The organism is Profundibacter sp. (assembly GCF_965277155.1).
Lineage (GTDB): Bacteria > Pseudomonadota > Alphaproteobacteria > Rhodobacterales > Rhodobacteraceae > Profundibacter.
In genome coordinates, this window is sequence record NZ_CBDIBV010000011.1 from 303,207 (window position 1) to 324,528 (window position 21,322).

Annotated in this window: 25 protein-coding genes; 10 read left to right on the forward strand and 15 right to left on the reverse strand. The window is 57.5% G+C overall.

The window, feature by feature from the left end:
• Positions 1–83: 83 nt before the first annotated feature.
• The 7 genes from pheT to pyk form a co-directional block, all read right to left on the reverse strand.
• Positions 84–2,486 (reverse strand): phenylalanine--tRNA ligase subunit beta, encoded by a 2,403-nt coding sequence (gene pheT, locus ACQY4M_RS14070; RefSeq protein WP_428545272.1) that lies wholly within the window; start codon positions 2,484–2,486, stop codon positions 84–86.
• Positions 2,483–2,923 carry an ASCH domain-containing protein gene (locus tag ACQY4M_RS14075; RefSeq protein WP_428545275.1) on the reverse strand — a complete coding sequence of 147 codons (441 nt, stop codon included), beginning with the start codon at positions 2,921–2,923 and terminating at the stop codon, positions 2,483–2,485. Before ACQY4M_RS14075 ends, pheT begins: the two co-directional genes overlap by 4 nt.
• Positions 2,920–3,993, reverse strand: coding sequence for a phenylalanine--tRNA ligase subunit alpha (gene pheS, locus ACQY4M_RS14080; protein ID WP_428545278.1), 1,074 nt, complete (start codon positions 3,991–3,993; stop codon positions 2,920–2,922). The genes ACQY4M_RS14075 and pheS overlap by 4 nt, the downstream gene beginning before the upstream one ends.
• A 120-nt stretch (positions 3,994–4,113) precedes the next feature.
• The gene (gene rplT / locus ACQY4M_RS14085) at positions 4,114–4,473 is read right to left on the reverse strand and encodes a 50S ribosomal protein L20 (RefSeq protein WP_428545281.1); all 360 of its coding nucleotides are present in this window, start codon (positions 4,471–4,473) and stop codon (positions 4,114–4,116) included.
• 14 nt (positions 4,474–4,487) lie between these two features.
• Entirely contained in the window at positions 4,488–4,688 is a 201-nt protein-coding gene (gene rpmI / locus ACQY4M_RS14090) for a 50S ribosomal protein L35 (RefSeq protein ID WP_428545284.1), read from the reverse strand.
• Positions 4,689–4,818: 130 nt separating this feature from the next.
• Positions 4,819–5,043 carry a hypothetical protein gene (locus ACQY4M_RS14095; protein WP_428545287.1) on the reverse strand — a complete coding sequence of 75 codons (225 nt, stop codon included), beginning with the start codon at positions 5,041–5,043 and terminating at the stop codon, positions 4,819–4,821.
• 36 nt (positions 5,044–5,079) lie between these two features.
• Positions 5,080–6,525 (reverse strand): pyruvate kinase, encoded by a 1,446-nt coding sequence (gene pyk, locus ACQY4M_RS14100; RefSeq protein WP_428545290.1) that lies wholly within the window; start codon positions 6,523–6,525, stop codon positions 5,080–5,082.
• A 135-nt stretch (positions 6,526–6,660) separates the two neighbouring features.
• Between pyk and ACQY4M_RS14105 the strand changes: the two genes are divergently transcribed.
• From ACQY4M_RS14105 to ACQY4M_RS14120, 4 genes are read left to right on the forward strand one after another with little or no spacing between them, the layout of a single operon-like run.
• A complete protein-coding gene (locus tag ACQY4M_RS14105; RefSeq protein WP_428545293.1) occupies positions 6,661–7,401 on the forward strand; it encodes an N-formylglutamate amidohydrolase in 741 nt (246 codons plus the stop codon).
• 9 nt (positions 7,402–7,410) lie between these two features.
• Positions 7,411–7,764 carry a 5-carboxymethyl-2-hydroxymuconate Delta-isomerase gene (locus tag ACQY4M_RS14110; RefSeq protein WP_428545296.1) on the forward strand — a complete coding sequence of 118 codons (354 nt, stop codon included), beginning with the start codon at positions 7,411–7,413 and terminating at the stop codon, positions 7,762–7,764.
• 2 nt (positions 7,765–7,766) lie between these two features.
• A complete protein-coding gene (locus ACQY4M_RS14115) occupies positions 7,767–8,081 on the forward strand; it encodes a DUF1244 domain-containing protein (RefSeq protein ID WP_428545299.1) in 315 nt (104 codons plus the stop codon).
• Positions 8,082–8,093: 12 nt separating this feature from the next.
• Positions 8,094–8,504, forward strand: a complete 411-nt coding sequence (locus tag ACQY4M_RS14120; RefSeq protein WP_428545301.1) for a lipocalin family protein — start codon at positions 8,094–8,096, stop codon at positions 8,502–8,504.
• 296 nt (positions 8,505–8,800) lie between these two features.
• Here the strand turns inward: ACQY4M_RS14120 and ACQY4M_RS14125 are convergent, their stop codons facing one another.
• From ACQY4M_RS14125 to dgcN, 3 genes are read right to left on the reverse strand one after another with little or no spacing between them, the layout of a single operon-like run.
• Complete coding sequence (locus ACQY4M_RS14125) at positions 8,801–9,664, reverse strand: D-amino-acid transaminase (protein WP_428545304.1); 864 nt, start codon at positions 9,662–9,664, stop codon at positions 8,801–8,803.
• Positions 9,665–9,679: 15 nt separating this feature from the next.
• The gene (gene dgcA, locus ACQY4M_RS14130; protein ID WP_428545307.1) at positions 9,680–10,645 is read right to left on the reverse strand and encodes an N-acetyl-D-Glu racemase DgcA; all 966 of its coding nucleotides are present in this window, start codon (positions 10,643–10,645) and stop codon (positions 9,680–9,682) included.
• Positions 10,646–10,670: 25 nt separating this feature from the next.
• Entirely contained in the window at positions 10,671–11,672 is a 1,002-nt protein-coding gene (dgcN, locus tag ACQY4M_RS14135) for an N-acetyltransferase DgcN (protein ID WP_428545310.1), read from the reverse strand.
• Positions 11,673–11,947: 275 nt separating this feature from the next.
• Between dgcN and ACQY4M_RS14140 the strand changes: the two genes are divergently transcribed.
• Positions 11,948–12,904: an L-malyl-CoA/beta-methylmalyl-CoA lyase gene (locus ACQY4M_RS14140; RefSeq protein ID WP_428545313.1), complete on the forward strand. Its 957-nt coding sequence runs from the start codon at positions 11,948–11,950 to the stop codon at positions 12,902–12,904.
• 85 nt (positions 12,905–12,989) lie between these two features.
• Here ACQY4M_RS14140 and ACQY4M_RS14145 read toward each other — a convergent pair whose 3' ends face one another.
• Together ACQY4M_RS14145 and ACQY4M_RS14150 are read right to left on the reverse strand one after the other, a co-directional pair.
• Positions 12,990–13,631 (reverse strand): GyrI-like domain-containing protein, encoded by a 642-nt coding sequence (locus ACQY4M_RS14145; RefSeq protein WP_428545316.1) that lies wholly within the window; start codon positions 13,629–13,631, stop codon positions 12,990–12,992.
• Positions 13,632–13,633: 2 nt separating this feature from the next.
• A complete protein-coding gene (locus ACQY4M_RS14150) occupies positions 13,634–14,482 on the reverse strand; it encodes an AraC family transcriptional regulator (protein ID WP_428545319.1) in 849 nt (282 codons plus the stop codon).
• Between the two features lie 130 nt (positions 14,483–14,612).
• Here ACQY4M_RS14150 and ACQY4M_RS14155 point away from each other — a divergent pair, with 130 nt between their 5' ends.
• The 4 genes from ACQY4M_RS14155 to ACQY4M_RS14170 all read left to right on the forward strand — a co-directional run bounded on the left by ACQY4M_RS14155 (position 14,613) and on the right by ACQY4M_RS14170 (position 18,637).
• Positions 14,613–15,575 carry an acetyl-CoA carboxylase carboxyltransferase subunit alpha gene (locus ACQY4M_RS14155; RefSeq protein WP_428545322.1) on the forward strand — a complete coding sequence of 321 codons (963 nt, stop codon included), beginning with the start codon at positions 14,613–14,615 and terminating at the stop codon, positions 15,573–15,575.
• A 171-nt stretch (positions 15,576–15,746) separates the two neighbouring features.
• The gene (locus tag ACQY4M_RS14160; protein ID WP_428545325.1) at positions 15,747–16,694 is read left to right on the forward strand and encodes a tripartite tricarboxylate transporter substrate binding protein; all 948 of its coding nucleotides are present in this window, start codon (positions 15,747–15,749) and stop codon (positions 16,692–16,694) included.
• A complete protein-coding gene (locus tag ACQY4M_RS14165) occupies positions 16,694–17,137 on the forward strand; it encodes a tripartite tricarboxylate transporter TctB family protein (RefSeq protein ID WP_428545328.1) in 444 nt (147 codons plus the stop codon). Before ACQY4M_RS14160 ends, ACQY4M_RS14165 begins: the two co-directional genes overlap by 1 nt.
• A 12-nt stretch (positions 17,138–17,149) precedes the next feature.
• A complete protein-coding gene (locus ACQY4M_RS14170; RefSeq protein WP_428545331.1) occupies positions 17,150–18,637 on the forward strand; it encodes a tripartite tricarboxylate transporter permease in 1,488 nt (495 codons plus the stop codon).
• Between the two features lie 35 nt (positions 18,638–18,672).
• Here the strand turns inward: ACQY4M_RS14170 and ACQY4M_RS14175 are convergent, their stop codons facing one another.
• Positions 18,673–19,044, reverse strand: a complete 372-nt coding sequence (locus ACQY4M_RS14175) for a histidine phosphatase family protein (protein WP_428545333.1) — start codon at positions 19,042–19,044, stop codon at positions 18,673–18,675.
• Positions 19,045–19,160: 116 nt separating this feature from the next.
• Between ACQY4M_RS14175 and ACQY4M_RS14180 the strand changes: the two genes are divergently transcribed.
• The gene (locus ACQY4M_RS14180; protein WP_428539582.1) at positions 19,161–20,387 is read left to right on the forward strand and encodes an IS256 family transposase; all 1,227 of its coding nucleotides are present in this window, start codon (positions 19,161–19,163) and stop codon (positions 20,385–20,387) included.
• Between the two features lie 12 nt (positions 20,388–20,399).
• Here the strand turns inward: ACQY4M_RS14180 and ACQY4M_RS14185 are convergent, their stop codons facing one another.
• Entirely contained in the window at positions 20,400–20,723 is a 324-nt protein-coding gene (locus ACQY4M_RS14185) for a histidine phosphatase family protein (protein WP_428545336.1), read from the reverse strand.
• A complete protein-coding gene (locus ACQY4M_RS14190) occupies positions 20,717–21,322 on the reverse strand; it encodes a pyridoxamine 5'-phosphate oxidase family protein (protein ID WP_428545339.1) in 606 nt (201 codons plus the stop codon). The genes ACQY4M_RS14185 and ACQY4M_RS14190 overlap by 7 nt, the downstream gene beginning before the upstream one ends.

Below are 21,322 nucleotides of genomic sequence, written 5' to 3' on the forward strand. Positions count from 1 at the left end.
CCAAATATCCGCGCCGCAGGCACCCCGAGGCCCCTTCACGGGGCCGAGACATAAAGCGGCCCCGTGAAGGGGCCACCATTTAGCTACCCGCGTAAAACGCCACCGGTTGCCTTGGCCACCTTGGCAATCACCTTTTCGGACACAGCCGCGATATCTTCTTCCGTCAGTGTCTTTTCAACCGGTTGCAAGCGCACCGAAATCGCCAGCGATTTCTTGCCCTCGCCCAGCGATCCACCGATGAATTCGTCAAACACCTGCACGGATTCAATCAGTTTGACATCCGCACTGGCCGCCGCATTCACCAGCTTCAGGGCCTCTACCCCTTCATCCACCACAAAGGCGAAATCCCGTTCAACCGCCTGCAAATCCCGCAAGGCAAGCGCTGGACGGGTGGCGGATTTGTTACGCGGGAAGGGGGGTTCTTCAAGGAACACGGTAAAGCCCACCGCAGGCCCCTTCACATCCATTGCCGCCAGCACCTTGGGGTGCAGTTCGCCGAAAGTCGCCATCACCTTTTTCGGCCCCAGACAGATGTTGCCCGACCGCCCCGGATGCCACCAGTCCGGTGACCCCCGCAGGATTTGCGCCTTGGCGGGGGCTTTGATGGCGGACAAAACCGCCTCGGCATCGGCCTTGGCGTCATAGACATCCACGGCACGGCGTTCCCCATGCACATCCTTGGGGCCGGTGTGGCCGATCAGAATGCCGGTGGCCAGCAGATGCTGCTCGCCCGGCTCGCCACCGCTAAAGGCGGGGCCAACCTCGAACAGGGCCATATCGGCGAAACCGCGGGCCTGATTGCGGGCGGCAGCCTGCAACAGACCGGGCAGCAGATCGGGGCGCATGTGGCTCATTTCCGATGAAATCGGGTTGTCCAGCATGGTCGCGTCATCGCCGCCGCCGAACAATCCGGCACTGGCCTGATCAATAAAGGAATAGGTCACGCATTCATTATAGCCCAGCGCCGCAATCGTGCGCCGTGCCATACCCTCGCGCAGTTGCATCGGTGTCAAAATGGGTCGCGCTACGCCTTCGTGGTCGCGCGCCATCGGTTTGCCTTCCAGCTTGGACAGGGACGCAACCCGCGCCACTTCCTCGACCAGATCGGCAGACCCTTGCACATCGGGCCGCCAACTGGGCACCTGCGCCATGTCCTTGTTATCCAGAACAAAGCCAAGCGCCGTCAGCGTTTCCCGTTGGGTTTCCGGTGCGATCTCCATCCCGACCAGCGATTGCACGCGGTCGGTATCCAGTTGATAGGCACGCGATACATCCGGCACTTCGCCCGCCTGCACCACCTCGGATGCTTCGCCACCGCAAAGGTCAAGGATCATCTGCGTGGCCAGTTCCAGCGCAGGTGCGTTGAACAGCGGATCAATCCCGCGTTCATTGCGATAGCGGGCGTCCGAATTGATTTTCAGCGCGCGGCCGGTTTTGGCAATCTCGATCGCATCCCAAAAGGCGGCCTCCAGAAAGACATTCACGGTGTCGCCGGTCACACCTGTTTCCAGCCCGCCCATGATACCGCCGATGCTTTCAATGCCGTTGTCATCGGAAATCACCACCATGCCGTCAGAAAACGTATATTCCTTTTCATCCAGCCCGATCAGGGTCTCGCCACCCTTGGCGCGATGCACCCGCAAGTTGCCCGAAACCTTGTCGGCATCGAACACGTGCAGCGGGCGGTTGGCGTCGATGGTAAAGAAATTGGTGATGTCCACCAGCGCCGAAATGGGGCGCAATCCGATCGCCCGCAAGCGTTGTTGCAACCATTCAGGGCTGGGGCCGTTTTTCACCCCTTTGATCAGGCGGCCCATGAACACTTCGCACCCGTTGGTGCTTGCATCTTCGTCAATCGTCACCTTGATCGGGCTTTCAAAGGTGCCATTGACCTGCGCCGTTTTCGCCGGTTTCAACGTGCCCAACCCGCGCGCCGCCAGATCGCGGGCAATGCCGCGCACGCCCAGCGCATCGGGGCGGTTCGGGGTAATGGCAATATCGATCACAGGGTCCACTTTGGCGGGGTCGTTTTCGGCCAGCCAATCGACGAATTTCTGGCCCACCTCGCCCGAAGGCAATTCGATGATGCCATCGTGTTCGTCCGACAGCTCTAGTTCCTTTTCCGAGGCCATCATCCCGTGGGATTCGATGCCGCGGATTTTGCCAACCTTGATGGTCAGATCAAGACCCAGAATATACATGCCCGGCTTGCACACCACCACAGTGATGCCTTCACGGGCATTCGGCGCACCACAGATGATCTGCTTCATACCCTCATCCGTTTCCACCTCGCATACGCGCAGACGGTCGGCATCGGGATGCTTTTCGGCCTTTTTCACATAGCCAAGAGTGAAATCAGACAAAGCATCGGCGGGGTTGATCACTTCTTCCACCTCCAGCCCAAGATCGGTGAGGGCATAGAGAATTTCATCGAGGCTGGCCGATGTTTCCAGATGGTCTTTTAGCCAAGAGAGAGTGAATTTCATTTTGTTTCCTCGTCCGGGTCAATTTCACTGCCGATCAAATTCTCGACCACTTCAAAAAATTCAAACACCAGCGGCATGTCGGGGGTGAACCCGCCGTTTCGCTTGAAATGCGTCTCGCGGGCCTTGCGCCATTCGGCCAGTGTTTCATGTTCGCCTTCGGCCAGCGCCATGCGCTCGGTGACCTTGTCAAACGGCAGGGTTTTGACCGAAGTGGTTTTGATCACCACCGCCGGTGTGCCGTCCCAGTTGGCAATGATATCGCAACGCCCGACCTTGGGCATCGAGGCCTCGTCACCACCAAATTCCGCCAGCGCCGCACATTCCGCGTGCTTGGTCTTGGCCCGCACCAATGCGATCAGAGCGGCGGATGTTTCAGCGTCTTCACCCAAGGTGAATGTGCCCGCGCCGGGGTATGTGTCTTGGAGGTCTATGATCACCGCGACAACCCACCGTGCAGCGTCGGCACATCCAGTGCGCCAAATCCGTAGTGCCGCAACCACCTCAAATCGCTGTCAAAGAACGCCCGCAAATCCGGTATGCCGTATTTCAGCATCGCGATCCGGTCGATGCCCATGCCAAAGGCAAAGCCCTGCCATTTGTCGGGATCAATACCACCGGCCTGCAACACCTTGGGGTGCATCATGCCCGAGCCAAGAACTTCCATCCAGCCATCGCCCTCGCCAATGCGCAACTGGCCGTCGACCCATGAACACTGGATGTCGACCTCGGCCGATGGTTCCGTGAACGGGAAGTGCGAGGCGCGGAAACGGGTTTTGATGCCGTCGATTTCGAAAAACGCGGCAAAGAATTCTTCCAGTACCCATTTCAGGTTGGCCAAGGAAATATCCTTGCCAATCGCCATGCCCTCGACCTGATGGAACATCGGCGTGTGGGTCTGGTCATAGTCGCTACGATAAACGCGTCCCGGTGCAATCACGCGGATCGGGGCACCGGTTTTCTCCATCGCGCGGATTTGCAAGGGGGATGTGTGGGTGCGCAATACATGCGGCGGGCGGTTGTCGCCCTCGGCACGGTTCATATAGAAGGTGTCGAATTCCTGACGGGCCGGATGGTGTGGCGGGATGTTCAGCGCGTCGAAATTATACCAGTCATTTTCGATCTGCGGCCCCTCGGCCACCTTGAACCCCATATCGGCGAAAATGGCGGATACTTCCTCGGTCACTTGTGACACCGGATGGATGGTGCCACGGGGACGGGTGCGCGATGGCAGCGTTACGTCCAGCCATTCGCTGCGCAGGCGTTCGTCCAGCGCGGCATCGGCCAAAGCGGCCTTTTTGGCGGCGATGGCCGAGTTGATCTCGTCCTTGAGCGCATTCAGCTTGGGACCGGCCACCTGCCGTTCCTCGGGCGTCATTTTGCCCAGCTCGCGCATTTTCAGCGAAACCTCGCCTTTCTTGCCCACAGCGGCAACGCGCAGATCCTCGAGCGCGGATTCATCCGCAACATTGGCAATGGCGTCGATATATTTCTGTCGTAGCGCGTCCATCAGACATTCCTTCGTTTGGTCACAGCCCTGCTAACACAAAGCGCAGGCAAAGAAAAAGCCGCGAAACCCGAAAAAAGGGCCGCGGCTTGTTCAAATTCATTCCCCGTGAAGGGGGCAGTTTTACGCGAGCGCGGCCTGGGCCTTTTCAACGATCGCTGTAAAGGCAGCCGGCTCGTTCACGGCCAGATCGGCCAGAACCTTGCGGTCAACTTCGATGCCCGCTTTGGACAGGCCGTTGATGAAACGCGAATATGTCAGCGCTTCGTCGTGGCTGCGCACGGCGGCGTTGATCCGCTGAATCCACAGGGCGCGGAAATTGCGTTTCCGCTGCTTGCGGTCACGTGTTGCGTATTGGTTCGCCTTGTCCACAGCCTGTGTTGCTGTTTTGAACAGGTTCTTACGGCGACCTTTAAAGCCTTTGGCGGCTTTGATGACTTTCTTGTGGCGGGCTTGGGTCGTTGGACCTGAAGTAACTCTCATTGTTCAAACCCTCCTTAGCGGCTGTATGGCATCATCGACTTGATGATTTTCTCATCAGGAGCCGACAGCGTGGTTGTGCCGCGCGCGTTGCGCAGGAATTTGTTTGTGCGCTTGATCATGCCGTGGCGTTTGCCGGCCTGACCTGCTTTGACACGGCCCTTGGCCGTGACCTTGAACCGCTTTTTGCAGCTCGATTTCGTCTTCATTTTAGGCATTTCCGTCTCCTTCTTGGGCGGTTAAAAACGCGACTCGGCATGCCTTACCAGCCGGTCGCGCGGTATCAAGATGCGCCGTATAGGCCGCTTAGGGCCATATGACAAGAGAAAAACGCGTCAGTTGCGGTGCTTAGTTGGTATATTTTCCAATCACACGGGCAAAGGCCTGAGGAATCTCCTGAAAGCTATATCCACTGGGCTTTTGCAGAATGGCGATCATGATCATTCCGCCACCAATCATCACCATGATCGACGCAATCCGCGGCGACCGGCGATCGATAAATGAACTGACAATCGACGGTATGGCCAGACCGCAAACGATCAGGCCAATTACCAGAAATAGATCCGCATTCATCAATAACCCTCCAGAGCACACACTGTAAGGAAGGTATTATTCCTGTTCAGAACGGAAAATCAACCTTTCTTCGCAGGGCGCAACCCTGAGGATATTGGTGGTTCCGGGCACATTGAAGGGCACACCGGCCGTGACGACAATCTGGTCCTTTTCCGTTGCCAACCCCGAGGAGCGGGCGGCGCGGGCGGCGCTGACCACAGCCATTTTGAAGCGGTCTACATCACCAGAGAAATAGCAATTCACCCCCCAGCTCAGGCATAGGCGCCGCGCGGTACCGGTAAGCGGGGTCAGCGCAATAATCGGCACGCTGGGGCGTTCGCGGGCGGTCAACAGGGCGGTTGTGCCTGATTGGGTAAAGCAGCAAATTGCCTTGATATCGGTGGTTTCGGCAATTTCACGGGCTGCAGCAACGATACTGTCGGCCACCGTGCTGCGTTTCAATTTGCGCGAGGCTTCGATCACATCGCGATAGATCGGATCGCTTTCAACCTCGATTGCGACGTTGTTCATGGTTGTTACAGCTTCGATCGGGAACCGGCCAGCGGCTGACTCAGCCGACAGCATTATGGCGTCTGTGCCCTCGTAAATCGCTGTCGCCACATCCGACACCTCAGCGCGGGTGGGGACCGGGCTGTCGATCATGCTTTCCAGCATCTGTGTGGCCACGATCACCGGTTTACCGGCAGCGCGGCAGCCACGGATCAGTTTCTTCTGGATCGGTGGTACATTCTGCACCGGCAGTTCCACGCCCAGATCACCACGGGCCACCATGATGCCATCCGATACGTCCAGAATATCCTTGAACGCCGTCACGGCCGCGGGTTTTTCGATCTTCGACAGAATCGCTGCGCGGCCCTGCGCCAATTCGCGTGCTTCGGTCACATCTTCGGGGCGCTGTACAAATGATAGTGCCAGCCAATCCACACCCAACTGGCAGACAAATTCCAGATCCTTGCGGTCCTTTTTCGATAGCGCCGCCAGAGGCAACACCACGTCTGGCACATTCACCCCTTTGCGGTTTGAAATCGTACCCCCGACAATGACGGTGCAATCTGCATAATCTTCACCACATTCCTTCACCTTCATTTCAATCTTGCCATCATCCACCAACAGGGTCGCGCCGGGTTTTAGCGCCGCAAAAATCTCGGGGTGGGGCAAACGCACGCGGTGGTTTTCGCCGGGTGCCTTATCCAGATCGAACCGGAAATCCTGCCCGTCCTCCAGTTCTGCCGCCTTGTTGGCGAATGTACCACAGCGCAGTTTTGGCCCCTGCAAATCGGCCAGAATGGCGATCGGGCGATCCAGATCTTTTTCGATCTTGCGGATAATCCGGTGGCGTTCGCGGATTTCCTCGTGCTCGCCATGGCTCATGTTCAGGCGGAACACATCGGCGCCGGCCTCGAACAGGGCGCGGATTGTGTCATAGTCATTGGATGCCGGCCCCAGAGTGGCCACGATTTTAACATTGCGCAGGCGCTTCATACTGCCTCGTTCCTTGTCTTGTTCATCATTTACTGGTGGGCCACGGGATATATGCCGCAAAAACCGCGCCGATACAACTGGCGCTTTGCCAGCCTTGCCATTATGTGGTGTAAATTAGAACAAGCGAACAAGAACATGACATACCATCCCTATCACATCATCGGGGCCGACCGCCCCGCCCGCTGGCTGATTACGGCTGACCATGCCGCCAATACCGTGCCTGACGAGGTGAACGGTGGCAGCCTTGGCCTGCCAGCAGAAGAAATGGCCCGCCACATCGCCTTTGATCCGGGGTCGGCAGGGGTGACATACGCGCTGGCCGAACTGCTGGACGCGCCCGCGATTCTGTCGAATTTCTCGCGTCTTGTGATTGACCCAAACAGGGGCGAGGACGATCCAACCCTGATCATGAAACTGTATGACGGCACCATCATTCCGGCCAACCGGCATGTGGATGCGGTGGAACGTGAACGCCGCCTGAACGCCTATTACCGGCCCTATCATGCGGCGCTGGGGGAATTGGCAGGGCGGCGCGACGACACGCTTTATGTGGCGATCCACAGCTATACCCCGCAGTTGAACGGCTACCCCAAACGCCCGTGGCACATCGGGGTTCTATATGCCGATGACACCCGCCTGTCCGCCCCGCTGGTCGAACAGTTGCGGCAGAAACCGGACCTGTGTGTTGGTGAAAACGAACCCTACGGCGGGCACCTGATCGGCGATTCCGTGGACCGACATGCGATTGCCCACGGACGCCCCAATGTTTTGATCGAAATCCGCAATGACCTGATCAAAACCGATGAACAACAGGTCGCATGGGCCAAACGGCTTGCGCCGGTGCTGGAACAGGTGCTTACTGACAGCGGGCTATAGGAGGTTGTCATGCCACATATCATCATTGAATACGCCGGACATCTGGATGAAACCCACTGTCTGACCGGTGTGTGCCAAACCCTGTTTGATGCCGCCGCCGCGTCCGGTGTGTTTCCTGACGTTTCCGCCATCAAGGTGCGTGCCATCCCCGCCCCATTCTTTCGCATCGGTACCGAGCCGCAAAGCTTTGCCCATGTCACCATCCGCCTGCTGGCCGGTCGCGACGAGGCCACCAAGGCCGAGCTGACCCGCAGCATATTGGCCGCACTTGATCAGGTCCTGCCCGATGTTGGCAGCCTGTCGGTGGACATCAAGAATATCGACACCGCCACCTACGCCAAACGCACCTTGAAGGAAAACTGAGTATGGACGACCAGACCCGCATCGAAATCGAAGCCGCAGCCTTTCGCCGCCTGCAACAGCACCTGATGCAGGACCGCAAGGATGTGCAGAATATCGACATGATGAATCTGGCCGGTTTCTGCCGCAACTGCCTGTCGCGCTGGTATCAGGAAGCCGCGTCTGAGCGCGGGGTGGAAATGACCAAAGACGAGGCGCGCGAGATCTATTACGGGATGCCCTATTCCGAGTGGAAAGCGAAATACCAGACCGAGGCCGACCCCGAAAAGCAGGCCGCCTTCAAGGTGGCTTTTGCCGAAAATGTGGGCAAGACCGACTAACAAGGATATCCCATGTTCAAACCCCTGCTGATTGCTGCCTTTCTGGCCGTTCCACTTGCGGCTTGCGTTCCCGATACCGGCCCAACACCGCCACCTGTCGAAACACAATTGAGCAAAGAGGCCAAGTATTTCGTTGGCCCCTGGGTCGAGGTTTTATTGGGCGGCAGTGGATCAGGGTTTGAACTGATGGCAGACGGCACGGCCAAGGCGATTGACGATCCGCAAACCATCTATTCCTATTGGCGTTTTGCGGATGGCAGATTGTATCTGACCACCGCCAAAACCGTCGGCAACGCGATCAAGGACACGGAAACCGGCCACCGCGTGGAAATCATCGACGAAACCAGTTTTCGCCTATTCACCAAAGGCAGCGATTGGCCACGGGTTTATCACTACAACAATGCCGATGTGAAACTGCAGTAAAGCATCACGAGGGAAATCGCGGTCACGATATGTGCAGTGTAGCCGCAACCAATGAACATAAGAAACAAGGACAGCACCCGACCCTGGGTGGGCGCATGCACCGGTTTTGAATAACCCTACCTCAAACTTAGCCCTGTACTAATGCTTGATCACCACGATGCAAAAGCGCCCTCCCGTGGGGAGTGAAGAAGGATCGTGGCCCCTGTGGGGCCGCGAAAGCCTGATGAACGGGCGCTGTCCGGCTTCGCCGTACGAGAACAATTGGCGATGTTCAGGTCCAGCTTTATAAAACGGTATTAAATCGCCGCCTTCAGGCTCTCTTCCAGATAAATCTCGCGCAGGCGGGTCGCCACCGGACCCGGCGTGCCATCGCCCAGTTTCGCACCGTCCACTTCGACCACCGGCATCACAAATGTGCTGGCCGAGGTGATAAAGGCCTCGTCCGCGCCTTGGGCTTCTTCAATGGTAAAGCTACGCTCCTCGACCTCCATCTGCGCCTCTTTGGCGAACCTCAGAACCGCCTTGCGGGTGATGCCGTGCAGGATGTCGTTGGACAGTTCGCGGGTGATAATCTTACCGCCCTTGACGATATAGGCGTTGTTCGATGTGCCCTCGGTCACTTTGCCGTCCTCGACCAGCCATGCGTCATCGGCGCCGGCGGCTTTGGCCATCATTTTACCCATCGACGGATACAGCAGTTGCACGGTTTTGATGTCGCGGCGGCCCCAGCGCTGATCCTCGATCGATATCACCTTGATGCCCTTTTTCGCCACCGGATTATCCGCCAACCCCGGCTTGTTCTGGGTGAACAGCACGATAGTGGACGGCACCTTGGCAGGATCGGGGAATACGAAATCGCGATCATCCGGCGCGCCACGGGTAATTTGCAGGTAAATCATGCCATCAACGATGTCGTTCAACCGCACCAGTTCACGATGCACCTCAAGCAGATCATCCATGCTGATCGGGCTGGCCATGTCCAATTCGTTCAAGGACCGTTCCAACCGCACCGCGTGGCCTTCAAAATCAATCAGCTTGCCATCCAGCACGCTGGTCACCTCGTAAACGCCATCGGCCATCAAAAAGCCGCGGTCAAAGATCGAAACCTTTGCCTCGCCCTCGGGCATGTATTCGCCATTCAGATATACAGTTCTGCTCATCGGTTTCTCTCCTGTTCAGCCCCAGAGTCTCGCACTGGGCGGATGCACACCTGCATCATCGAATTTCAAAGGCTCGTCGCGGTCTTCGGCCAGCAACAGCGGCCCGTCAAGGTCTGTATAGGCCACGCCCTGCGCGATCAAGGTGGCAGGGGCCATCGCCAGCGATGATCCCACCATGCAACCGACCATCACGCCATAGCCTTCGGCCTCGGCCGCGTTGCGCAAGGCTATCGCCTCGGTCAACCCGCCGGTTTTGTCCAGCTTGATGTTGACGATATCGTATTTGCCCTTCAGCGCGGGCAGGCTGGCGCGGTCATGGCAGGCCTCGTCGGCGCAAACGGGAACGGGGCGGTTCATACCGATCAGGGCGTCGTCATCGCCAGCAGGCAGCGGTTGTTCCACCAGCCCGACCCCAAGGCGCAGCAGATGCGGGGCAAGGTCGGCGTAAACCTCGGCAGACCAGCCCTCGTTCGCGTCGATGATGATGCGGGATTTCGGGGCACCGGCGCGCACGGCTTCAAGACGGGGCATGTCGTCGGGTGTGCCCAGCTTGATCTTCAGCAGGGGGCGAAAAGCGTTCTTGGCCGCCTGTTCCCGCATCTTTTCCGGCGTGTCCAGCGACAGTGTGTAGGCGGTGATTTCCGGTTTCGGGGCGAGCAGACCGGCCAGTTCCCAAACCCGTTTACCAGTCTGTTTCGCCTCCAGATCCCACAGGGCGCAATCGACCGCGTTGCGCGCAGCACCGGGGGACAAAGCATCCTGCAACTCTGCGCGGGTGATATCGGCAGGCAAACCATCGATTTCGGCCGTCACACTGTCCAGTGTTTCGTCATAGCGGGCATAGGGCACACATTCGCCCCAGCCGGTCACACCATCGCGTGTGATGCGGATGGTCAGCACCTTGGCCTCGGTTCTTGAACCGCGCGAGATGGTGAAGACCTGCGCCAGTTTGAACACGTCAGGGGTGACAGTTATCGTCATTGTAAACCTCCGTTTGGCGGGTAGCCTACAATGCTTCCAGCGCATCTACCAGTCGGCCAGCACCCTGTCGGAACGGATCAACAGTCGGAACCCCCATGCGTTTTTCGACTTCTTCCAGGTAGGACAGCGCCTGATCCTCGTCAAAATGCTGGGTGTTCACCGAAATACCGGCCACCTGACATTTCGGGTTCACCACGCGGGCCAGCGGCAGGGCAGTATCGCGCAGTTGCTCCAGCGTGGGCAGGGAATAATCCGGCAGGCCGCGCATATGGGTGCGGGTCGGCTCGTGCGCCAGAATCAGCGCGTCGGGCTGGCCACCGTGAATCAGCGCCATTGTCACACCGGAATATGAGGCGTGGAACAGGCTGCCCTGCCCCTCGATATGATCCCAGTGGTCGTCGTCATTGTCGGGCGTCAGATATTCCACCGATCCGGCCATGAAATCGGCAATCACCGCATCCAGCGGCACCCCGTGGCCGGTGATCAGAATGCCGGTCTGCCCTGTTGCGCGGAATGTCGACTTCATGCCGCGTTTGTTCATCTCGGCATCCATCGACAACGCCGTATACATCTTGCCCACCGAACAATCGGTGCCCACCGCCAGCACCCGCTTGCCACAGCGTTTCTTGCCGTTGGCAATAGGATAGCCCACCGAGGGCACCCGCACATCATGCAGCGTTGCGCCATAGGTCTGCGCCGCCGCCACCAGCGGACCTTCATCGCGCAACAGGTTGTGCAACCCGCTGGCAATATCCATTTCCAGCTCCAGCGCCCGCACCATCACATCGCGCCAACTGTCGGAAATATGGCCACCGCGGTTGGCCACACCGATCACCATGGTTTTCACACCGGCCGCCTTGGCCTCTTCCAGTGTCATATCGGTCAGGCCAAGGTCAGCGCCACAGCCCTCCATCCGGAACTGGCCCAGCGCGTTTTGCGGGCGCCAGTCCTTGATCCCTTGGGCCACTTTGGCCGCCAATTGGTCCGGCGCATCGCCGAGAAAAAGAAGATACGGTGTTTCGATCATGATTCTGCCCCTGAAAAATTCCTTGGGGATAATGCGGGATCATCTGCGGAAATGGGTTGCAATAAGCACCAACTGCAGGATTATTTTTCGAATTATCAACGAATAATAACATCTTTGAGCGAAGATAATTCTATCCAATAGCTAAACGGCCAAGATTCCTCCGCCCAATGCCCCACCTCGCAATCATACAGCATTTTCCCGCCTTGCAGGCGGCCACGCACTATAATATCAAAACCGCAACGCAATCCGAAACATCATTATGCACAGGTCCCATCATGAGCTTTCGCCTTCAACCCGCCGCCCCTGCCCGTCCCAACCGCTGCCAATTGTTCGGCCCCGGCTCGCGCGTGGCTTTGTTTGAAAAGATGGCCGCCTCGGCTGCCGATGTGATCAACCTGGATCTGGAAGACAGCGTTGCGCCGTCAGACAAGGACAGTGCACGCCAGAACGTGATACAGGCCATTGGCGATGTCGACTGGGGCAACAAAACCCTCAGCGTGCGGATCAACGGGCTGGATACACCTTACTGGTATCGCGATGTGGTGGACCTGCTGGAACAGGCGGACGAACGACTGGACCAGATCATGATCCCCAAGGTGGGCTGTGCCGCCGATATCTACGCCGTGGATGCATTGGTCACCGCGATTGAAACCGCCAAAGGGCGCAGCAAAAAGATCAGCTTTGAAGTGATTATCGAGAGCGCCGCCGGCATTGCCCATGTCGAGGAAATCGCCGCCGCCTCGCCCCGCTTGCAAGCGATGAGCCTTGGCGCTGCCGATTTCGCCGCCAGCATGGGGATGCAGACCACCGGCATCGGCGGCACGCAGGAAAACTATTACATGGCGCACGAGGGTGCGAAATACTGGTCCGATCCGTGGCACTGGGCACAGGCCGCCATCGTCGCGGCCTGTCGCACCCACGGCGTGTTGCCGGTGGACGGCCCGTTCGGGGATTTTTCGGATGACGAAGGGTTTATCGCACAGGCAAAACGATCCGCCACTCTGGGCATGGTCGGCAAATGGGCGATTCACCCGAAACAAATCGCGCTGGCAAACGAAGTCTTTACCCCCTCCGAAGAGCAGGTAAAGGAAGCCCGCGAAATTCTGGCGGCAATGGAACAGGCCAAAGCCAACGGCGAAGGCGCCACTGTCTATAAGGGTCGCCTTGTCGATATCGCCAGCATCAAACAGGCCGAAGTCATCGTTCGCCAATCGGAAATGATCAACGGCTGACCCTTTCCAAATGGCTTAAATATCCTCGCCGAAGGCATCCCGAGGCCCCGTCACGGGGCCGAGATACAAAGCGCCGCGCAGCGGCTCATTTTGGCAAGGATACCGGCTGGCGCAGGATGGTTTTCAACTTGTCCGGCGCAACCTTGCGCGGATCGCCCAGATAAACCTCGTGATGCAGCCCGCACGGCTCATATCCATTTTCAAGGATGAACCGCTTGTGCATCTCCTCCAACACCGGCCCCTCCGCATCATAGGGGCCAACATGCAACACCTGCACCGCCAGCCCTTCATGAAACCGCCCCAGACGCACCGCGCGTAGGGTTTCCTCATTCGTCGGGGCGTCTTTCTTCTTGGTATTTTTGGCAACAACATTCTCCAGAACCTCGGCCAAATCCTCTGACCCGACCCAATCGGGCTGCCGGATCATCATCCGCGATTTCCAGCTATCCTTGTCGCGCGAGGTAAAACTGCCCATGTCATCGGCCCACCACAACCCCTCCAGCGGCGGCACCACATGATCAACCCCGCGGGGTTTACCGTAAAACTTCACCCCGTAGCTTAGACCATAGAGTGCAGCAACCGCCCGACCATAGAATGGGGCCGTATTCGGGTCCCCCGCACCATCAATCATCAGGAAATTCATCTCCGGCACATCAACCAGATCAAACCGCCCTACCTTGCCGGAATACAGCGCCTTGTCCTGCTTTTTGAAATCTGTTTTCAGCATTTTCAGCCCTTTGTTTCCTTTAGCGGCACGCAAATATCCGTCAGCAAATCGTCCGGCGCGGTATCCATCGGATCGTTCAGATAAACCTCGAAACTGGGTGCATCGCGGAATTCCTCGCCCGAATTGGGCAACCATTCCCCATACATATATTCATACGCCGCATTCAGCCCCGCATATGGCCCCTTATAGTGCATCACGGCCATCCGCCCGTCCGGCACCAGAACATCCTGCAAGTTTTCGGGCATTTCGAAATCATCCCCCACGATCACGCCCGCATGGCTGTTCAAATCCTGCGCCGGAACCGTGGTCGGATCATCATAGTAGATCCCCAACATCCCTTGCGCCTGCGGCCACAGATTGCGCGCGGTGAAAATGCCGGCAACCTTCTGAAACGCATTACCAATTTCCAGATAGGGGCCTTTATGCGCCAGCGCGGCCAGACGACGGGGCGGGGCAGTGATTATTTCAACGGGAAACACGGGGTATTCTCCTTTTCTAAGCTGCAGAAACGGTGATGTCAGATCACCGCGTTTACGGAACTTGCCGGGGGACATGCCAAACACTTCGCCAAAGGCGCGGGTGAAACTTTGCGCCGATGGATAACCGCTTTTCTTTGCCACTTCGGCCACCGGATCATCCGTCTGCACCAGCCAGCATGCCGCCCGATGCAGCCGGATACGCCGCGTGGCCTGCGCGCAGGTTTCGCCGGTCATCGCGTGAAAGACACGGTGCCAGTGAAAGCGGCTCATCGCGGCCACATCCGCCAGCCTGTCCAGCGACAAATCACCCGCCGGATTGGCATGGATATATTCCAGCACCCGCATCAGACGTTTTTCATATGAACCGGCCATAAGGCCCCCTTATCAATTCCTGAAATCACCCTGCCACGGGTGGATTTAACAAATCTTGCCATATTGCCCCCGTTGCAAATCCCGTCCCGCATCGTCATATATCACAACAACATGAATTTCGGAGAGACCCATGGCAAACTACCTCGAATTTGAAAAACCTCTGGCAGAGATCGAAAGCAAAGCCGAAGAGCTTCGCGCCATGGGTCGCGCCAACGAGGAAATGGATGTCGCGGAAGAGGCCAAGGCGCTGGATAAAAAAGCCGCCGACCTGCTGAAAGATCTTTACAAAGACCTGACCCCGTGGCGCAAATGTCAGGTGGCCCGCCACCCTGACCGACCCCATTGCAAGGATTACATCGAAGCCCTGTTCACCGAATACACTCCGCTGGCCGGCGATCGCAACTTTGCCGACGACCACGCTGTGATGGGTGGTTTGGGCCGACTGGGCGACACGCCTGTGATGGTGATCGGACTGGAAAAGGGGTTCGACACCAAAACCCGGATCGAGCGCAATTTCGGCATGGCCCGCCCCGAAGGTTACCGCAAGGCGATCCGCCTGATGGAACTGGCCGACAAATTCGGCCTGCCGATCATCACGCTGGTCGACACCCCCGGTGCCTATCCCGGCAAAGGTGCCGAAGAACGCGGCCAATCCGAGGCCATCGCACGCTCCACCGAGAAATGTCTGCAAGTTAAAGTGCCGCTGATATCGGTGATCATCGGCGAAGGCGGCTCGGGTGGGGCTGTGGCACTGGCCACGGCCAACCGTTTGCTGATGCTGGAACATTCGGTCTATTCGGTGATCAGCCCCGAAGGCTGTGCCTCGATCCTGTGGAAAGACGCCGAAAAAATGCGCGAAGCCGCCGAGGCCCTGCGCCTGACCGCACAGGATCTGAACCAGTTGGGTGTGGTTGATGTGATCGTCAAGGAACCCGTAGGCGGCGCACAACGCGACCGCACCGCAGCAATTGAAGGGGTCGGCAAAGCGCTGAAGGCGACGTTGAAAGAGCTGGCAAAGAAAAAGCCGAATGCACTGGTCAAGGACCGCCGCCAGAAATTCCTGTCGATCGGATCCAAGGGCTTGGCAGCATAAAGCCTACTTTCTTTGTAACATTATTAACATAATCGCCGATCAAAGTAATAGGCGGTATCCAACCTCTATTGTTATGGTCATCTCTACATTGAACAGGCCACAGATTCTGTGGTCGAACAAAGGGGAGCTGAATATCGTAAAAACTCCCCTTATAAAAATGGGAGAGAATGGATGCTTAGAAAATCAATTTTTGCCGGCGTTGTAATGGCTCTGGGGCTGACGGCAGGCGCGGCCATTGCCGAATATCCTGAAAAATCAATCACAATCGTTGTCCCGTCCAAGGCTGGCGGATCAACTGATCGTACTGCTCGCCTGTTCACGGAGCTTGCCGAAAAGAACTATGATGGCTTTGAATTTGTTATCAAAAACGTTCCCGGCTCGGGTGGCCAAAAGGGTTTTGAAACCATTGCGCGCGCAAATCCGGATGGCTACACAATCGGCCTTGTCTTCACACCGCAACTGGTAGCACATATTGTTTCCGGTCGCGCAAAGTATACGCTCGACAGTTTCCACATCATGGGCAACACAGCACAGGATCCGGCCATCGTGGTTGTCCCGAAAGACAGCGCGATTACCGACATGGCCAGCCTGGCCGAAGCGGCCAAGGCCAATTCCCTGACCGTAGCCGTAAATGGTATCGGCTCGGACGATTTCCTTGCAGCCAAAGCCTTTGAAGCAGCAACCGGTGTTGAATTCAATCTGCTGCCCACCAAAGGGTCAACCGAACAAAAAGCGGCGATCCTTGGTGGTCATGTGGATGCGGCATTCATGAACCTTTCGCAGATGATCAAACAACACAAGGCCGGGGATGCGCGGATCATCGCCCTGCTGACAGAAGAACGTGACGAACATCTGCCGGACATGTACACAGCCAAGGAACAGGGCATCACCGTATTGATGCGCGCCACCCGTGGTTTTGTTGCCCCCGCCGGTATTGATACCGCTGTGCAGGACCAGTTGGATAAAATGCTGACCGAAGTCATGGCCAGCGATGAATTCATTGCCAATGCCAAAACCGGCTCGATCTTTCTGCTGCCAATGAGCGGGGCCGACTATCTGTCCTACCTGCAATCATTGCAGGCGGAAACCCAGTCTGTTTACGACAAAGCGCCCTGGTAATGACCAAGAAAACCGTTGACCGCGCCGTACTGGTGCTGCTCATCGTAATGGCTGTGCTGCTATATTTCAGCACAGCCTATTACAAAGGCATCGCGATAAAAACATCTGCCAAATATGTGCAGTTTTTGTCGGTATTTATTGGCGGGTTGTCCGTTGTCCAGTTGGGCCATAGCCTGCTGAAAGACCGCAGCCATGACAAGCTTGTCCTGACCGGTCATTTGCCACGTTTTCTTGGCCTGCTGATTGCCCTGATCATCTTTGCGCTGGTGTTCGAGCCTTTGGGCTTTTTCATTCCGGCGGCGGTGTTTATTCCGGTTGTGTCCTACATGCTGGGATATCGAAACCTGGTAACGATCGGGCTAACGACCGTTGGCGTGCTGGGCTTTGTCTATTTGGTGTTTATCCAACTTCTGTCGGTCAATTTGCCCGGCATCAATTTCTAACGGGGACTGGGAATGTTTGAATATCTGGCAATTGTTTTTTCCGGCCCCGCCCTGCTGACCATTGCAATCGGCACCATTGCCGGTGTTGCAATCGGCGGTATGCCCGGTCTGACAGCCACAATGGCTGTGGGCCTGTTAGTGCCGTTTACCTATACGATGGACCCAACAATGGGCCTGATGCTGTTGGGCGGGATTTACTGTGGCGCCATGTATGGCGGCTCGATCCCTGCTATATTGCTGAATACACCTGGCACACCTGCGGCGGTTGCCACCGCCATCGAGGGCTACCCGATGAGCCGAAAGGGCAAAGCGGGTCTGGCATTGAAGGTTTCGGTGATTGCATCCTTCACGGGCGGGATGTTTTCAATCCTGATCCTGTTGCTGTTCGCCCCTGTGTTGGCGCGACAGGCGCTGGCCTTTGGTCCGGCGGAAACCTTTTTACTGGCGCTGATGGGGTTGGCCGGGATCATTTCGATTGCCGACGAAAACTCGTCCCTGCTAAAGGCACTGATCGCGGGCCTGCTGGGCATGATCATTGCCGTTATCGGCACCGACGATATGTCAGGCAGCCAACGCTATACGATGGGGCTTGTAGAATTGGTCGACGGGGTCAATTTCATGCCAGCCCTGATTGGTCTGTTTTCGATGATCCAGATGCTGGAACTGGCCGGTATGCAGCATCACACCGTCGATACGTCAGCCCTTCATAAAAAGCAGAAAAGCGAACCGATGCCAAAAGGGATCGGCAAGCACATTGCGCTTGGGTCAGGAACCGGCACCGTGATTGGGATTTTGCCGGGCGAAGGGGCAACCATTGCCGCCTTTATTTCCTACAACCTGTCCAAACGCATTTCCAAAACCAAAGAGCTGTTTGGCAAGGGCAATCCCGAAGGCATTGCCGCCGCTGAATCCGGCAACAACGGGTGCGTTGGTGGCTCGCTTGTTCCCACATTGACGTTGGGTATTCCAGGGAATTCGGTGGCCGCGGCCCTGATGGGCGCCTTTATTATTCACGGGATGATCCCGGGGCCGGACCTGTTTACCGAATATGCCGACCGGACCTATCCGTTCATCATCTCGATGTTTGTGGCCAACGGGGTGTTCCTGCTGGTGGGACTGTTTTTCGCGCCTTATCTGGCCCGCATTGCCCTGATCCCGCCCGCCATAATGGTGCCGGTGGTCAGTGCCTTTGCGGTGCTTGGTTCTTATGCGCTGAACAACTCGGTGTTCGATGTCTATCTGATGATTGCCTTTGCGCTGGGTGGGCTGGTGATTAAAAAGCTGGGCTATTCACTCGAGGCCCTGATCCTTGGATTGATCCTTGGGCCGATTGCCGAAGGGGGCTTTACCCAGGGCATGATCATCGGTCACGGCTCGCCTATGATCTTCTTTCACAGCAATATCGCCAAGGTGATGTGGGTGATCATTCTGGCCCTGCTGATCCCGCCGCTTTATTCCTATTACAAAATGTTGCGTGGCGCCAAATCGCAAGCTGAATAAGCAAACCAAGGGGCGCAAAACATGCGCCCCTTTCGCTATCCATATGTCCGCGCGTGTTCTCTGTCCGGCCGCTCCAGATGCGGAACCGCGCCGAATTGTGTCAGTTGCAATTCGCCCCCGACCATTTCAAACTTGTGCACCGAAGTGTTCATCACCCGCAAAAACAGCTTGGTCTTTTTCACCATATCCAGCCCCAGCGCAATCGCTGACAGCGTAGCAATCACGCCGGTTGATGTCACCAGAACCGTGCGCCCGTCCTGCCCCGCCGCGTTGTGCAGCGCACCCATGATCCGGCTGCAAAAGGCATCATAGGTTTCCAGATCACCATTCATCCCGCCCTGCCGCCAGACATCCAGAACCTGCGGCACATGCTGGGCAAAACTTTGAATGTCATTGGGGATGTCCACCCCGTGACTGGACTTCAGGTAGTGTCGCGAGTTTGGTGGAAATTCGAGGACGGCGTAATCTCCGGGTGCATCGAAGCCACCCAACCGGCGGCTGGAACCGCCAAGGAGATCACGCCATGACAAAGAATACAGCAACATCGACATCCGCGCTACTGGCCAATGAAGCAGGCTATGACCCGATTGAAGACCGGCTGCGCCAGAACATCCGCGCGACGATCGAGGCGGTTTTCGAAGAGGAGCTGGAGCAGTTTCTGGGCCGTTGCCGGTATGGCCGCAGCGGCGGGGCAAAGGCCGGATACCGCCACGGGCATCGCGAGCGGCAACTGGTCGGAACATTTGGAACCGAAACGGTGCGCGTGCCGCGTGCGCGGATCACAGGCGAGGCCGGCAAGGCCAGAGAATGGCGCTCGAAGGCATTGCCCCGCTACCAGCGGCTGACGAAGAAGGCCGAGGCGCTGATCGCTGCTGTCTACCTTTCGGGCACCAACACACGGCGGGTAAAACGCGCCCTGTTCGGCCTGTTTCAGGGGGCGGTCAGCAAGGATGTGGTGAGCCGCGCCTGGCGCAAGGTGAAGGTGGACTGGCAGGCGTGGTGCGCCCGCAGCCTTGCGGATGAAGACATCGTGCGGCTGATCCTGGACGGCACCGTGATCAAAACGCGGATTGACAGGAAGGCCACCAATATCTCGGTTCTGGCCGCGATTGGCGTGCGCCGGGATGGGCAGAAGGTCTTGTTATCACTGATGAACATGGGCGGCGAAAGCACCTCCGCCTGGCGTCAGTTCATCAACGATCTGGATGCGCGCGGGTTGAAACGGCCCGAATTTGTCATCGTGGACGGGGCACCGGGACTTGAGGTCGCTCTCATTGCCCTCTGGGGTGAAGATCTGCCGATCCAGAGGTGCACGGTGCACAAGCACCGCAACCTTCTGGCCAAGGCACCCAAGCGTATGCATGATGAGTTGACAGAAGATTACCGCGACATGATCTACGCCAAAACACCCGAGGAAATCGCCACCCGCCGCAAGGCATTTCTGCGAAAATGGCGGCTGAAATGCAAGGCCGTCGCTGACAGCTTGGAAGAAGCAGGAGATAAGCTTTTCACCTTCACGCGTCTGCCACAAGGCCAGTGGAAATCGGCCAGAACGACAAATGCGATCGAACGCCTGAACGAGGAATTCCGCCGCCGCATCAAGACCCAGACCGTGCTGCCATGCGCCGAGACCGTGCCGATGCTGCTTTGGGCTCTGATGGCCTCGGGGCAGATCGTCATGCGAAAGGTCGATGGCTGGGAAACGCTCGCTCAGCCCGTCGCCGACGCAACCCTTGACCAAGCCGCCTGACCGGCGCATAACTCAACCCGCTCGGAGGTGCCTGAAATCAATTTCCACCACTTTCGAGACACAACCGGACTTCAGGCTGGCGGCCAGACCGAAATAGTCCAATTCGTTCAACCGCGCGTCAATACTGTGATGCACGCCCAGCGCCATTCCTTCTGCTGTCTGTATTTGCCGTTTCATATCGCCGGAAATAACCCGATCAAACGGCACCCCGCCCCGCAGGGTTTCGCCCAACCACTGCGCCTGTTGATGGCCAAGGTCGCTTAAGCTGTCATAACTTGCCTCGTCCTGCGCGCCCGTCTGGGCCTGCCCGTGGCGGATCAGGGTCAGTTCTACCACAGTGTTTCCTTTGCACGCGCAACCCAGTTTTGGTCATAGGTTGCGCCGTCAAATTCGCCGGACGTCATTTCCTTCAACATATCGCCCACAGTCGGCAGCCCTTCGGACAAATCGCCGTCACGCCACAGCCCGGCCCGCATCACGGCGCGGGCGCATTGGGAATAGATTTCGGCAATCTTGATGATGATCACCGAGCGCGGTAACTTGCCGTCTTTTTCAAACCGCGCGCACATGTCGGCGTCCGTGGTGATCCGCGCATGGCCATTTACCCGCACCACATTGTCGGACCCGGCCACCATAAACATCAGCGCGATGCGATCATCCGCCACCAGATTGCGCAGGGTATCCATGCGGTTGTTGCCGCGCCAATCGGGCAGGGCCAGCGTGTGTTCGTCCAGTTCTCGCACCACCGGCCCTTCGTCACCACGGGGTGAACCGTCAACACCGTCCGGCCCCACGGTCGAGATCACACAAAACCGGCTGCGCAGGATCCATGCACGGTAGGTGGGTGTCATCCGGTGGGCCACCTTGACCAATGCGGCCTCGGCCGGTTGTCCGTAAATGGCTTCCAGTTCCGCAATCGATTTGACATATTCCAT